The 12,671-nt window shown below is 56.6% G+C and carries 15 protein-coding genes and 4 pseudogenes; 9 read left to right on the top strand and 10 right to left on the bottom strand.

The features are described from left to right. Positions 1-513 (bottom strand): Rrf2 family transcriptional regulator, encoded by a 513-nt coding sequence (locus J2X43_RS29250; protein WP_310300947.1) that lies wholly within the window; start codon positions 511-513, stop codon positions 1-3. Positions 514-726: 213 nt separating this feature from the next. Here J2X43_RS29250 and J2X43_RS29245 point away from each other — a divergent pair. Continuing rightward, positions 727-1,706 (top strand): annotated as a pseudogene (locus J2X43_RS29245) (3'-5' exonuclease). An 11-nt stretch (positions 1,707-1,717) separates the two neighbouring features. Continuing rightward, positions 1,718-2,536 (top strand): DUF429 domain-containing protein, encoded by an 819-nt coding sequence (locus tag J2X43_RS29240; protein ID WP_310300946.1) that lies wholly within the window; start codon positions 1,718-1,720, stop codon positions 2,534-2,536. Positions 2,537-2,583: 47 nt separating this feature from the next. Here J2X43_RS29240 and J2X43_RS31205 read toward each other — a convergent pair whose 3' ends face one another. The 7 genes and pseudogenes from J2X43_RS31205 to J2X43_RS31200 form a co-directional block, all read right to left on the bottom strand. Continuing rightward, entirely contained in the window at positions 2,584-2,853 is a 270-nt protein-coding gene (locus tag J2X43_RS31205; protein ID WP_405049659.1) for a helix-turn-helix transcriptional regulator, read from the bottom strand. A 28-nt stretch (positions 2,854-2,881) separates the two neighbouring features. Beyond that, the gene (locus J2X43_RS29235) at positions 2,882-3,220 is read right to left on the bottom strand and encodes a hypothetical protein (RefSeq protein WP_310300944.1); all 339 of its coding nucleotides are present in this window, start codon (positions 3,218-3,220) and stop codon (positions 2,882-2,884) included. A gap of 186 nt (positions 3,221-3,406) precedes the next feature. Next, a complete protein-coding gene (locus J2X43_RS29230; RefSeq protein ID WP_310300941.1) occupies positions 3,407-3,883 on the bottom strand; it encodes an NUDIX domain-containing protein in 477 nt (158 codons plus the stop codon). A gap of 29 nt (positions 3,884-3,912) precedes the next feature. Next, positions 3,913-4,203: pseudogene (locus tag J2X43_RS29225) on the bottom strand (ABC transporter ATP-binding protein); the annotation flags it as partial. Next, positions 4,200-4,604, bottom strand: coding sequence for a VOC family protein (locus J2X43_RS29220; protein WP_111785094.1), 405 nt, complete (start codon positions 4,602-4,604; stop codon positions 4,200-4,202). The gene J2X43_RS29220 and the pseudogene J2X43_RS29225, both read right to left, overlap by 4 nt. A gap of 145 nt (positions 4,605-4,749) precedes the next feature. Continuing rightward, positions 4,750-5,613 carry an alpha/beta hydrolase gene (locus tag J2X43_RS29215; protein ID WP_310300939.1) on the bottom strand — a complete coding sequence of 288 codons (864 nt, stop codon included), beginning with the start codon at positions 5,611-5,613 and terminating at the stop codon, positions 4,750-4,752. A gap of 168 nt (positions 5,614-5,781) precedes the next feature. Continuing rightward, positions 5,782-6,195 (bottom strand): substrate binding domain-containing protein, encoded by a 414-nt coding sequence (locus tag J2X43_RS31200; protein WP_405049666.1) that lies wholly within the window; start codon positions 6,193-6,195, stop codon positions 5,782-5,784. On the opposite strand from J2X43_RS31200, the gene J2X43_RS29210 reads away from it, so the two are divergent. Both J2X43_RS29210 and J2X43_RS29205 read left to right on the top strand, forming a co-directional pair. After that, positions 6,124-6,516, top strand: coding sequence for a hypothetical protein (locus J2X43_RS29210; protein ID WP_310300937.1), 393 nt, complete (start codon positions 6,124-6,126; stop codon positions 6,514-6,516). The two genes, J2X43_RS31200 and J2X43_RS29210, sit on opposite strands and share 72 nt — an antisense overlap. A 104-nt stretch (positions 6,517-6,620) precedes the next feature. Further along, positions 6,621-7,871 carry an ATP-binding protein gene (locus tag J2X43_RS29205; protein ID WP_310300935.1) on the top strand — a complete coding sequence of 417 codons (1,251 nt, stop codon included), beginning with the start codon at positions 6,621-6,623 and terminating at the stop codon, positions 7,869-7,871. Between the two features lie 856 nt (positions 7,872-8,727). Here the strand turns inward: J2X43_RS29205 and J2X43_RS29200 are convergent. Next, positions 8,728-9,054 carry a hypothetical protein gene (locus tag J2X43_RS29200; protein WP_310300931.1) on the bottom strand — a complete coding sequence of 109 codons (327 nt, stop codon included), beginning with the start codon at positions 9,052-9,054 and terminating at the stop codon, positions 8,728-8,730. 615 nt (positions 9,055-9,669) lie between these two features. Here J2X43_RS29200 and vapB point away from each other — a divergent pair. The 3 genes and pseudogenes from vapB to J2X43_RS29185 form a co-directional block, all read left to right on the top strand. Continuing rightward, the gene (vapB, locus tag J2X43_RS29195; RefSeq protein WP_037086583.1) at positions 9,670-9,900 is read left to right on the top strand and encodes a type II toxin-antitoxin system VapB family antitoxin; all 231 of its coding nucleotides are present in this window, start codon (positions 9,670-9,672) and stop codon (positions 9,898-9,900) included. Beyond that, positions 9,900-10,301, top strand: coding sequence for a tRNA(fMet)-specific endonuclease VapC (gene vapC / locus J2X43_RS29190; RefSeq protein ID WP_310300924.1), 402 nt, complete (start codon positions 9,900-9,902; stop codon positions 10,299-10,301). Before vapB ends, vapC begins: the two co-directional genes overlap by 1 nt. Before the next feature lie 252 nt (positions 10,302-10,553). Continuing rightward, a pseudogene (locus J2X43_RS29185) lies at positions 10,554-10,727 on the top strand (putative quinol monooxygenase); the annotation flags it as partial. 77 nt (positions 10,728-10,804) lie between these two features. Here the strand turns inward: J2X43_RS29185 and J2X43_RS31195 are convergent. Continuing rightward, positions 10,805-10,849, bottom strand: a pseudogene (locus tag J2X43_RS31195) (hypothetical protein); the annotation flags it as partial. 855 nt (positions 10,850-11,704) lie between these two features. Between J2X43_RS31195 and J2X43_RS29180 the strand changes: the two are divergent. Together J2X43_RS29180 and J2X43_RS29175 are read left to right on the top strand one after the other, a co-directional pair. Continuing rightward, positions 11,705-11,959, top strand: coding sequence for a type II toxin-antitoxin system Phd/YefM family antitoxin (locus J2X43_RS29180; protein WP_112444963.1), 255 nt, complete (start codon positions 11,705-11,707; stop codon positions 11,957-11,959). Continuing rightward, positions 11,956-12,378 (top strand): type II toxin-antitoxin system VapC family toxin, encoded by a 423-nt coding sequence (locus tag J2X43_RS29175; protein ID WP_310300916.1) that lies wholly within the window; start codon positions 11,956-11,958, stop codon positions 12,376-12,378. The genes J2X43_RS29180 and J2X43_RS29175 overlap by 4 nt, the downstream gene beginning before the upstream one ends. Positions 12,379-12,671 lie beyond the last annotated feature (293 nt).

Below are 12,671 nucleotides of genomic sequence, written 5' to 3'. Positions count from 1 at the left end.
CTATGACGAGGCGCGATTGCCAGTCTTCCGTTCGTGGAGTTCCAGGAAGGCGCATCCCCGGGCGGCGATACCGCCGTCGTCGTCTGCACCGAGGTCCGCCAGAAGCTCCGCGACGGACACCTTGGCGAGTTCTGCGCGATAAGCCTTCTCGGCTTTCAGCATTGCGGCGTTGATCTGGCAGGGCTTGGTGAAGTAGCGCTGCGGCAAAGGGTTCGGCCCACGCTGGCGGATCTCGGCGCAGCGAAAAGCAGGCGCCGGTCCTTCGACTGCGAGAACGATGTCGAGGAGACTGATGTCCTTCGGCGCCCTGGCCAGCCGATAGCCGCCTTTCGGCCCTGGCGTCGTCGCGACGATCCCCGCGCCGGACAGCGCCTGCAGATGCTTCAGCAGGTAGCTCGTCGATATGCCGTGCAGTTCGGCGAGCGCGGCCGCCGACAGGACGCCGTCTTCCGACAGCCCCGCCAGGAATGCCGTGCAATGGATGGCCTGCTCTACGCCTTCGCTCAGTTTCATGTTGCACCTCGTAATCGTGGATGAAACATATCCATGATTAAAGTGGCCGTCAATCCTCAATTGGTGAACGCTGCGTGTCACAGAACCGAAAGATCCCGGAAGCGGCAACCGGACCTCTGAAGCTTCACGATCCAAACCGACGCGCCGGTCGTTGCTCGCGCCCGAACCGCTGCAGATTGTGCGTGGGCGTGTAGCGATTGACACCGGAATACCATGACTTCGCAGTTGGACTTCTTTGCAGCTCCTGGCTTGGCGGTGAACATCAAGCCCACGAAACTTCGACCTATGTCGGAAAGGGGACAAAGCGTGGACGGTCCTGACCACGAAGCGATGGCCCGTGATCTGGAAGCGACCGGCGACTATCGCATACTGCGACGGCTTCCCCGTCGGCCGGTCGTCGAGCACTCAAGGCCAGGATTCTTTCGGAAGGGCGTCATCCTCGATACCGAAACCACCGGCCTCGATCACCGCCGCGACGAAATCATCGAAATCGGCGCTGTCGCATTCACCTTCAACGATGCCGGTGAGATCGGCGATGTCACCGGCGTGTACGGCGGGCTTCAACAGCCGAGTGTTCCAATCCCGGCCGATATCACCCGCCTGACCGGGATTACTGACGACATGGTCGCGGGACAGATGATCGACATCACCTGTCTCCGGTCCCTTATCGAGCCGGCTGACCTCGTGGTTGCCCACAATGCGGGTTTCGATCGGCCCTTCTGCGAGGCATTCTCGCCCATATTCACGCACAGGGCCTGGGCCTGTTCGGTCTCCGAAATCGACTGGGCCGCACGCGGCTTCGAAGGAAGCAAGCTCGGTTACCTGATCGGGCAGTCGGGATATTTTCACGACGGGCATCGAGCGGTCGATGATTGTTTCGCGCTCCTCGAAGTGCTCGGGCAGACGCGAGCCGGTGTGAGCGTGGCGCCGTTTGCAGAGCTCTACGAAGCCAGCCAGAGGTCACGGGTCCGCATCCATGCGAAAATTCCCCGTTCGAGATGAAGGATCATCTGAAGGCGCGCGGCTACCGCTGGTCCGACGGCACCGACGCGCTCCCGAAATCCTGGTGGATCGAACTTCCGGAAGAAAGGCTGGAGGACGAGCTCAAATTTCTGAGGACGGAGATCTATCGATGGGATGCCGACCCGCTGGTCAGGCATCTCACGGCATTCGATCGGTTCCGGCGCGCGTGAGACGAGAAGCAATGACAACCATCCTCGGTATCGACGCAGCCTGGACCGCAACACAGCCGAGCGGTATCGCGCTCGTTTCATCCGAGGCGAGTGGGTGGCGCGTGACCTTTGCCGGGTCATCCTACGGTCACCTGATCGACCACGCGGCAGAGCGTATTCCGAGCCTCCGACCGTCCGGCTCGGTCGCCGAGGCAGCGGGTGTTCTTGCAGCCGCGGAGCAGATCGCCAGAGCACCGATCGACCTTGTCGCCGTGGATATGCCCCTGTCTATTCAGACCATGGCGGAACGCCGGGTCTCGGACAACCTGGTTTCGAAGGCCTATGGCGCGCGCCATTGCAGCACCCACACACCGAGTTCGATCAGGCCTGGCAGGATCAGCGACGATATGAGGGCCGGCTTCGAAGAGTGCGGATACAAACTGCTGACGAAAAATCTTGCTGTGCCGGGTCTTCTGGAGGTTTATCCCCATCCGGCTCTGGTCGAACTGACCGGCGCTGCAAGGCGACTGCCCTACAAGGTCGGGAAGATCCGAGATTACTGGCCGAACGACACAGCCGTCGGCCGGCGGACCAGGCTTTTTGAAACCTGGCGAGTGATCGTTGCCAGCCTTGACGCAAGGATGCCGGGCGCCGCCGACGTCTTGCCGCTTCCTCCACTCGATGCGCCGACATGGCAGTTGAAGTCATTCGAGGACATGCTCGACGCCGTGGTCTGCGCCTGGGTCGGGATATGCGCATTCGGGGGAACCGCCGTGCCCTTCGGCGACGAGACCTCGGCGATCTGGATTCCTCAGTCGCACCTCCTGGCAAGGCAGCCCGGCCAGCCATGATGGAAGCGTTCTGGTGATAGATCGAACAGCCAGCATGAGAGACGAGATCACTTCCCCCGTGGTGTATGCCCCATGGTTCGCTTGAATGCGTGGGCAAATGCGCTTTGGGAGGCATAGCCAACAGCTGCGGCGACTTCCGGAACACCGCGTCCCCGAGCCAGTTCCCGCTCAGCCAGGATCATGCGCCACCGCGTCAGGTAGTCGAGCGGTGGCCGGCCCACGCGCCGAGAGAAGCGCAACGTGAGTGCCGAGCGCGACATCCCGACTTCCCGCGCCAGGGCCTCGATCGTCCAGCGACGCGCCACATCCTCGTGCATGAGCCGAATAACCTTGGCGAGGCGAGGATCAGCGAGCGCCAGACCCAGCCCACATTGTCTTCGGGATGAGTGGCGACATAAGCCCTGATGGCCTCCACCACGAGTATGTCGGCGAGCCTTGCAGCGACAAGGCCGCCACCGAGCCTCTCGGCGTCTGCTTCATCCTTGAGAGAACCGTCGCCTCCGTCACCCAGACCTTGCCGTCGATGTCTTCACCCCGGCGGATCGCAGCTGCGGCCAGGTCGCGATAATACTCGGCAAAACGAACGAGCCGTCGAAGCGACATTTCCGGCGGGGATGCCGTGGCCTTGATGGCTTCGCACGTGATGATCACAAGCCAGACGGATTCGCCGTCGGTCACAGCCATCCGACCGTTCTCAAGGTACAGGAAGGGTCCGATGTCTTCGCACGGGAAGACGCCATCTGAGTTGCACGTCAAGTGTCCCGAGGATGATCAATCCCATGCCATGGTAACGCATCTGAACTCGTCAGCGTGGCATTAGGCTTTGCGGATAAAGCCACGTATCGAGGCATTGCAACGTCTCCTTGCCGTTCAGGCCGCTGGAGAAGCTGCTTGGATTAGCAGATGCCGAACCGGCTTACGCCTTACAAATTCCGCCTCCACATGCCTCAGTACATGACGTTGCCCAGCAAATGGCACCATTCCCAAGGCGGTCTCGAACGACACCCATCGAAACTCGCTGTGCTCGTGATTGATGACGACGGTCGCATCAGCATCGACGAAGCCGACAAAGACCGGTAAAAGGCTGATGGCATCACGATCAGCCTCGTAGAACTGCTCACGAATGTCGGCGGAATACAGACGCTCGCAGGTGAGATTTGTCTCCTCGTGAACTTCGCGCAGCGCTGCTTCCCATGCTTTTTCGCCCTCCTCGATCGCGCCGGCGATCTGGCACCATTCACCAACCAGCGTATTATTCCGGCGCAGAAGCAAAACCTCGTATCCGGCGGGCACGATCCGTAGAACGACAACTGATACCGCGGAGCATCGGATCGGAATTTCAGTCATGGGTGCTCCCTTCTAATCGGAGGTATCGGTCAAGCAATTTCTTCTGGAATAAAGCCACCCGTCTGGCGCTGCCAGAGGCGTGCGAACAACCCGTCGCACTTGATCAATTCCTCCGGGCGGCCTTCCTCGATGATGCGGCCGTTGTCGAGGACGACGATCCGGTCCATACTTGATATGGTCGACAGACGATGGGCGATTGCGATCACCGTCTTTCCCTGCATCACGACATTAAGCCGCTCCTGGATGGCGGCTTCGGATTCGCTGTCGAGCGCCGAGGTTGCCTCGTCCAAGACTAGAATTGGTGCATCCTTCATAACTACGGCGCTCCGTTGATCTCGACGACATTGAAGTCGGGGTCACGGAGGTAGAGCTGTGGAAAGCCGGCAAGGCCGTTACGAAAGATCAGCAGACAATGTGGATCGCCCTGAGGCAGGTCTTCGCGGAAACCAAGTCGCATCAGTCGATCGACGGCGTCGTCGAAATTGTCCGTGCGGAAAGCGAAATGCCAGTCGTTACGATCGACAGCAGGGTTCTGTCGGAACGTGCCTTCCGGATATTCGACAAGATGCACTTGTAGGTCGCCACACGCCAGCCAGGCACCGCTAACGGAAAAACTCGGCCGCGCGATCTCGGTGAGGCCGAACGCGTCGCGATAAAACGGCAATGATTTACCAAGGTCGGCGGTGATAATCGATACATGATGCAACGCAAGCAAAGACATGGCTGCTCCTAACGATACTGGAACGTCCTACACTACCAAAAGCCTGCCGTGCACGCCATCGGAGGGGATAGGCCTGCACTACACGGCTAATGCTGATGCGGCCAAGCCACCGCCTGCGTTGGTCGGGTCTTTTCTCAGCGAACGCTCATCGTATTCGTGCGAAGAATACCTCTATCTGGTTTGCAACCTCATCAGGGGACTCTTCTGCCAAGTGATGTCCACTTTCGATACCATGCCGCAGCACGATCCGGTCGCTCCAGTCCGACCAGGGGTCTGCTGGGTCTCCGTACAGCCTTTCCATGTCGTCCTGCCGTGACCAGAGAACTCCCAGGGGGCATTGGAGGTGTCGCTCAGCCTCCTTGTCGCGTTTGTCATCGTCGTAATCAAACTCCAGTCCTGCGCGATAATCAGCAAGCATGCCACGCACCACCTCAGGGTCTCGGGTGGCGGTGAGGTAATCCCGATTATTTCCTGACCCAATGGCTGCTTCTGCGGGATACCAAAGTTCGGGATTGCTGCGGATTGCAGCTTCAGCCTTTTCACTTTGCGCAAAAAAGAACCAGTGCCACCAGCTCTTTGCAAAGCGCCAATCTGCGCGGCTCAAGACCTCGTAAATCGGAATGCCGTCCATGACGACAAGGCCTGACACACTTTCAGGAAAGTCCATTGCCAGCCGAAATGCGCGATACGATCCACGATCGTGGCCCGCGATCCCGAATCTGCGGTGACCGAGAATTGCCATACACTCATGTAATGCCGCGGCCTTCGCTTTTCCCGAACTATCCGCGAGTGTTTTCGGCTGATAGCTCCGCCCGAACCCGGGCATGTCTGCACAAACAACGGAGAAATGACGCGCAAGTTGGGGAGCCACCCTGAACCAGGTCGTATGCGTTCTCGGGTGCCCGTGAAGAAGGAGGATTGGGAAGCCAGACCCGCCATGCCGCACACGAATCTCGCCATGCGATGTGGTTACATACTGTTCAGTGAAACCTTCAAAAAAGTCGGCCATCGTCTGTCCTTCAATCACGTTGCTGTTCACTCGCCGGAAGACGGAGTGTTCGCAAACAATTCCAGCCAGATTTAGGTTTCGAACCATATCGACTCTCTGCCTCGGTAATGAGTAGTTTGTTCGCTCGCCATCTGCGGAACTCACCAGCTGCCAGAACTCCTGCCTTGTCTAGCCGGCATCAACCTTCCCGAATTCGTCCAATAGCGCTTCGACGAACCTTCGTAGCTTGGCGGGAGGCCGGTGCCCGACGGGGTAAATCACGTGCATTGGACGAGACGGACCCTTGTGGTCGGGCAGCACCTGGACAAGTCGCCCGGCAGTGATTTCTGAGTTCAGCACACTTTCCGGCCCCCACGTGATGCCATAGCCTGCGATCGAGGCATGCAACAAGGCCCTCCAGTCGTTGCTACGGATTCTACCGCTGATGCGCACCTCCTCGCTTTTGCCGCTGCGAGTGAACTCCCAGCGGCAGGGAGTCGAGGACGGCCCGTCGCCATAGGCAAGGCAATCATGCTGCTCCAGATCCAGTGGAATTCGAGGGGTGCCGCGCCGGATAAGATGGTCCGGAGACGCACATGCAATCAGCCGAAAGGGAGCGAGAGGAAGCGCGATCAGCGACGGGTCTTCGACCTCTATCGTTTTCCTACCACCGGCCGTCCAGAGGTTTGGGCGTTCAAGAATTCAGACCAGGCAACGCCAATCAAGCCGTTTACGATTTTGAACGACGGCGAAGCACTTGCATCGGCCGCAAATGCGTTTCAAATAAATCGCTCAGCCGCTGAAGTGGCCGAAGGTTCGAATCTGTTCAAGACGTACGAATTGAACGCCCGCTCCGACACGCCTCCGCTCACTCTTCTCGATAGCTGGCGCATCCCTCCGAGTTTCCGAAATGGACGGCTGTAAGTTCCGGATTGGACGAAGTTGCAAACCGAATTGGACGGATGTAAACTCCGACCTGAACGCAGCGGCAATCGTAGAATTTGGAAGCGGTCAGGAGGAAAAATAGATTGAAAGGGGAAAGTCCTTCTGACCTCCTTTATCCGAGAGGCACAGCCGAGCGAATTAGGGTCGCGCTCGAAGATACGCCAGTTGTACTTGTGAACGGACCGCGTCAGTGTGGCAAGACGACGTTGGCTCGAACCCTGCTCCAGACAGATCGTCCGTATTTCACGTTAGATGACGAAACGACCTTACTATCTGCAAAGACCGATCCAGTCGGCTTCGTTCGTCAGATTGATACTGCCATCATAGATGAGGTGCAGCGTGCACCGGAGTTGCTGCGTGCCATAAAACAGGCTGTAGACAACGATCGGCGGCCTGGGCGATTTTTGTTAACCGGCTCAGCAAACATTCTCGCACTCCCGACGATTTCCGATAGTTTGGCCGGGCGGATGGAAGTCGTCACCTTGTTACCCTTGGCTCAGTCCGAAATTCGACGCAACCAGTCGAACTTTCTCGATTCTGCTTTTGCCGGAACGGTCATAGCCCCTCGCAACCCAACGGTCGGAAGCGACCTGATGGAGCGAGTGCTCATCGGCGGATATCCTGAGATGGTGAGTCGTGGCGATCCTCGCCGTCGATCCGCATGGGCTAGAGGATACATACGAGCCATTGTTGAACGAGATGTGCGCGAAATTGCCGATGTCGAACGCCTGGACCAAATGCCGCAGCTTCTTCGGGCGCTCGCGCACCATTCGGGACAGTTGCTCAATTTCACCCAATTGGCCGGCCAGGTCGGCATCGATGACAAGACCGCCCGGCGATATATCGGACTCTTTGAACAGCTGTTCCTAGTTCGTCGCATCGCGCCTTGGTTTCGAAACCCTTTGAAGCGTCTTATTAAGACACCAAAGCTCCTGTTTCTTGATAGCGGTCTCTTAGCTGCATTTGTCGGAATGACGATCGATCGAATTTCAAGTGACCGAGGACTATTTGGTTCATTGCTGGAGACGTTTGTCGCAGGCGAAATCCTCCGGCTTGCGACCTGGAGCGAAGTCCAATCAACCTGCCATCACTATCGGGATAAGGATCAGGACGAAGTAGATATCCTTCTTGAAGACGAAGCTGGCAATATGGTTGGACTTGAAGTCAAGGCCGCGGCAACGGTGACCGCAGCAGATTTCAAAGGCTTACGCAAAGTAGCCGTGGCCACGGGGCGCGCCTTCAAGGCAGGCTGGGTGCTGTACGACGGCGACAAGATCCTGCCATTTGGCGATAATCTTGCGGCGATACCGTTATCTTGTCTCTGGGGCGATTAAGGTAAGGGCAGGAATAAAGTACACCATTCGGTTCTTTGAACGATCGCGACATGGCGAGAGGCGCTCATTGGGCGGCTGTCGTCGTTGCCGTTTGAAGAGGAGCCGCGACCGCTATGTTGAGGAACGGAAGGACTATCACGCAGATCGCCTTACCTGAGTGCATTTCGACTGCTGAGGTTTATGGAAACGTCGATGCTGCCCTCCAGGTGTTGGATTCAAAGACCGTCACTGAGGCCTTCACGAAGCTCAAAATATACATCGAATATAGCTACAGCGGTGGAAACGACGCGTAATCCCCGTTGCGTTTAAAAGCCGTTCTTAGACCACAGACAGCCTGGAGGAATAATAGATCCAGGAGGTGGTGGACAGAGCTTGGCAAAGGCGCACGCTGTGCCACGACAAGTCACATGTGTTACGGGAGGTGAACTCGTTGAGTAGTTATATGGCTCTCATCGATGCTTGTGCAGCCTCTTGAAGGGCGCGTTCCAGTCGAAGAACTGCCGGGCGAGGGGGCGGCCTACAGGCTGCTCCAGATAATAGTTGCCTGGACCAGGGGTCGTTGCGACGAGAGGACAAACTTCAAGTCCAAGAGATTCCGCAAGCGGTCCGCAGACTGGGAGGTGCCCAATTGCAAGTCCAAGTCCTTGGCTGACCATCATTAGGGCAAGCGGGGTAGTATCAACGACATCCAGTCGAAGATTGCGGCCCTGCATTACTCCGAAATTATGGTTTAGGAGCGCGGTCCACCCCATGGCGTGCGAGGCGACATCGAACAGCTTGAACGAGAGCAAATCGTATAGACTCCGGATCGCATCGAGTTCGTCGCGCCTGCCCATGACGACATGCGACAATCTCATTAGCCACATCGATGACGCACGAGGTGGGGCTCCTCCCCGAAACGGATCATCAAATCCGGCTCGGCGCTTCGTTGCGACCCCTCCATGATGAGGCTGACCTGGATTGACGGGTTGTCGGCCTCGAAAGTCGCAAGGACCTTTGGCAGCCAGCTCATCGACATCAACTGGCTTGCAAGAAGAGTGACCTTTTCAACGCGCTGTCGACCGAACATCGCCTGTGCCTTGCTTTCGATCGCTCCCAATGACACCTGCACCGTGGGAAGGAAATCATTGCCATCCAGAGTTAGGTCACCCGGTCGCAGTCCGTTCGAACAGCGGGCGGCCAAGATAACGTCCGGGGGGGACTTGCTGGAGAAGGTGCTTTAGCTTGCTCTCTTTTTGTCCATTCATGTTTGACACTATACCAAGAGATCAAAGCATAGCAAACTTTACGAGATATCGGTCATGTCAATTGAAAATTGACTTTCCTAGATCCCGGCAAAGATGCTGACGCATGTCCGGACATAGCACAGCTGCATTGAACGGGTCGTTTCGGGCGAGGCAGCTTGGGCCAGTTGCCCGGGTGTACAGACGGGAGGTGTATCACCGACGGTCATATGCCGCGACTTGAGCTTCGTCATTCCATAACCATCGCTGAAGCACAGGCGCGAGGTTAAGGATGGACAACAACCGTTCCCGGCCAGAATGCCTATCTGTCAAAGTGGAAAACGCAGAAGCGGCCTTCGGTCCCCAGCACGTAAGTATCTGCCTAGATTAAAAAAAATGATACCAATAATCTCGCGGAACGACGGGTCCGCGGTTCACATCACTTCAAGGTGAAGGCGACTAGTGCGGCATGGATCGCATGTGTGTGGCAAACCTAAATTGTATATCCCATTGACATATCCCAGAAGGAAGGCTATTTACGTTACGTCGTTATCATGCAATTCGGAGACGTGCAGATGGAGCAGGGTGCAGTATTCCAGAGCAATCGTAGCCAAGCGATCCGTTTGCCAAAGGCGGTTGCCTTGCCTGATGATGTAAAGCGTGTCGATATCGTTGCGGTGGGACGCACTCGTATCATTGCACCAGCTGGTGAGATCTGGGACAGCTGGTTTGAAGGAGCGGAGGCGACATCCGACTTCATGAGCGAGCGTGATCAACCTGCTTTGCAGGAGCGTGAGGCATTTTGATGCTGAAGTACATGCTCGATACCAATATCTGCATCTTTACGATCAAAAATCGACCGCAGCAGGTGCGAGACGCATTTAATCGTTCCCATGATCAGCTGTGCATCAGCTCGGTTTGCCTAATGGAATTGATTTACGGAGCGGAAAAGTCAGCCAGTCCTGAAAAGAACCTTTCCGTTGTGGAGGGCTTCGTAGGGCGCCTCGAGGTATTGCCGTACGACGAAATGGCAGCATGCCATAGCGGTCAACTGCGAGCTGAACTGGCGCGTAGCGGAACTCCGATTGGTCCATATGATCAATTGATTGCGGGACACGCGCGCTCGCGGGGACTGATTATGGTTACCAATAATCGACGGGAATTTGATCGCGTGCCCGGCTTACGAGTGGAAGATTGGACAACTTAGTTTCAAATCATCAATCACATAGCCGGATCTCGCGGATTGCAGTAAGCATTTAACCACCGGGTTGTCGGACCGAATCATCATCAAGAGCGCGATCCCGCGAGCTTTATTTTCAAATTATTTCCGAGGGGTTCGCCATCCTAGATCAACCCCGAGCTTTCCTATGGATTTCTTTATTTGCCCGATCGCGAAACATCCGGCGGCTGAACGTGGTATAGTAGTTTGCGGCACGATCAGGTGCCCATGGAGATGCCCGTGACCAAATTCGCACTTTACGTTCCGCTTGAAGCAAAACCCGGTAAGGAACAGGAAGTCGCTGATTTCCTGAGATCAGCCATACCTCTCGTCAACGCGGAGCCGGGCACGATTTCCTCGTATGCGATACAGGAAGGCCCGAGCTCGTTTGCAATCTTCGATGCGTTCGACGATGGCAAATGAAAGATCAGACAGTCATCCCCGTCAGCCGTTTCTTTCCGCGGCACCACAGCGCGAGGATTGGGTGTTTCTCAACCCGTTAGCCGGCGGAACTCTCCAACATTGGCGAGCTTTGGAGAACCTTAATCGCGTCCTCATTCTGGCAGAGCCTGGTGCCGGTAAGACCTTTGAAGCTCGCCATCAATCGCGCAAGCTCTCTGAAAAGGGCGGGAGGGCTTTAGGTACAGCAGCTCACCCATGACGAACGCGTCAACTGGTTCCCCCATCTGTCGCCAGACGGTGAAATCATCGCCTACATTGCATTTCCCCAGGGCACACTGGGTCATCCTGCCGACAAGGACGTCATCATCAGGACCATGGGGCCCGAAGGCGATAACATCGCCGACATCAACAGCTTCAACGGCGGGCAGGGCAGCATCAACGTGGCATTCTGGTCGCCGGACTCGAAGTCGTTCGCCTACGTTCGGTATCCATCCGGCGGATCCAACTAGGGATCCGATTGCGGAACCCGGATCCACGATGGGAATACCACGCTCACGATCACCATAGCCTAAAACCGGCCGTGGTCCGACTCTGCTCAATCGGCGAGCTGATCCTTCTGAGTTTCAACGTGGTCAGCCCGCTGCCGTTTGGGCGCGCGCTGACCTGTTGCGGTGCTAGGATTTGCTCGGCGCCTCAACATCGGAGAACGCCTGCACTGCATCCGGGAGACTAGCGCCTTTGATTTGAACCAGGTATCCAATTCTCAATTCAGTGTACGAAGTAATTGCCACTCGCGCGCCGCGCACCTGCTGAAGATTGTCGATAGAACGTTAGCGGCGGGCCTCTAAGCCACTTCCCATACGCGGTTAGGATCTTTGCTGCCAGCATTTGTGGCAGCAACCGTCCGTGACCGTTTGAGCGGCTTCAAACGACTTGCATCTTGGACCGCGAGACCTTATATGTAGGTACGTTCCTACATGGAGGTTGCATTGGGCACTATCAGTCTAACTAGTCGTGAATTGAATCACGATGTCAGCCGCGCGAAAAAGGCTGCTGAGGCCGGCCCGGTTGTCATTACAGATCGAGGCAGACCATCGCATGTCTTAATGACGTTCGGCGACTACGAGCGCCTGACCGGCAAGAGCCATAACCTGGTCGATGCGCTCTCGATGCCTGGCTTGTCAAATATTGAGTTTGATCTACCACGGGCGGTCATCACCACTCGAGAGATCGATTTTTCTTGAAGTATCTGCTCGACACTAATGTCATTTCAGAACTGCGCAAAGTCGGCGACGGTAAAGCTGATCCGAATGTGGCGGCCTGGATCGGTGCGCAGGACTCTCGTGACCTGTTTTTGTCCGCGATAACAATTCTAGAACTTGAGCGGGGAATACTCAGCATTCAGCGGCGAGATGGGGTACAGGGTTCACGCTTGCGGAATTGGATGGACAGTCGGGTTCGCCCGGAGTTTGCAGAGCGGGTCATATCTGTCGATGATGCCATTGCGACGCGGTGTGCTCACTTACATATTCCGGACCGCCGCAATGAGGCAGATGCGATCATTGCCGCGACGGCGCTTGTTCACGGTTTCGCAGTTGTGACGCGCAATATTCAAGATTTTCAGAGCACCGGCGTTGTCCTCGTGGATCCATGGAGCGCTTGAGCTTCGCCACATTGAACGACGCCAACCGTCCTTCGTTTGATCCATCTGATCCCGGCAAATTCTCTCCACGAGGTCCTGTAAAACCTTCACCCTCTCTGTCAGCCAGTGAAGCTCGTCTTTGGTGATCTCGTAGCTTGCGGAATATCGGGCTTCGACATAGGCGCGTGACAACAGCTCGAAACGCCGCCGGGCGATGCGGTTGTCGCGAGGCCAGGCCTCGACCAATCGCGTGTCGATATCCTCGGCTTTTGATTTCAGATTCTTGATGCGATGCGACTTGGGACTTTAAAGCG

The organism is Rhizobium sp. BE258 (genome assembly GCF_031457345.1).
Lineage (GTDB): Bacteria > Pseudomonadota > Alphaproteobacteria > Rhizobiales > Rhizobiaceae > Rhizobium.
The sequence above is the reverse complement of the archived record's forward strand: the minus strand, read 5'-3'. Positions and strand labels throughout refer to the sequence as shown.

What these genes read in the sequence shown, in the direction of transcription:
- J2X43_RS29250 (WP_310300947.1), bottom strand. Translation starts at nt 513, where the DNA reads ATGAAACTGAGCGAAGGCGTAGAGCAGGCCATCCATTGCACGGCATTC.
- J2X43_RS29215 (WP_310300939.1), bottom strand. Translation starts at nt 5,613, where the DNA reads ATGGCCGACTTTTTTGAAGGTTTCACTGAACAGTATGTAACCACATCG.
- J2X43_RS29210 (WP_310300937.1), top strand. Translation starts at nt 6,124, where the DNA reads ATGCTGCTCCAGATCCAGTGGAATTCGAGGGGTGCCGCGCCGGATAAG.
- J2X43_RS29220 (WP_111785094.1), bottom strand. Translation starts at nt 4,604, where the DNA reads ATGTCTTTGCTTGCGTTGCATCATGTATCGATTATCACCGCCGACCTT.
- vapB (WP_037086583.1), top strand. Translation starts at nt 9,670, where the DNA reads ATGGAGCAGGGTGCAGTATTCCAGAGCAATCGTAGCCAAGCGATCCGT.
- J2X43_RS29240 (WP_310300946.1), top strand. Translation starts at nt 1,718, where the DNA reads ATGACAACCATCCTCGGTATCGACGCAGCCTGGACCGCAACACAGCCG.
- J2X43_RS31205 (WP_405049659.1), bottom strand. Translation starts at nt 2,853, where the DNA reads ATGCACGAGGATGTGGCGCGTCGCTGGACGATCGAGGCCCTGGCGCGG.
- vapC (WP_310300924.1), top strand. Translation starts at nt 9,900, where the DNA reads ATGCTGAAGTACATGCTCGATACCAATATCTGCATCTTTACGATCAAA.
- J2X43_RS29230 (WP_310300941.1), bottom strand. Translation starts at nt 3,883, where the DNA reads ATGACTGAAATTCCGATCCGATGCTCCGCGGTATCAGTTGTCGTTCTA.
- J2X43_RS29235 (WP_310300944.1), bottom strand. Translation starts at nt 3,220, where the DNA reads ATGGCTGTGACCGACGGCGAATCCGTCTGGCTTGTGATCATCACGTGC.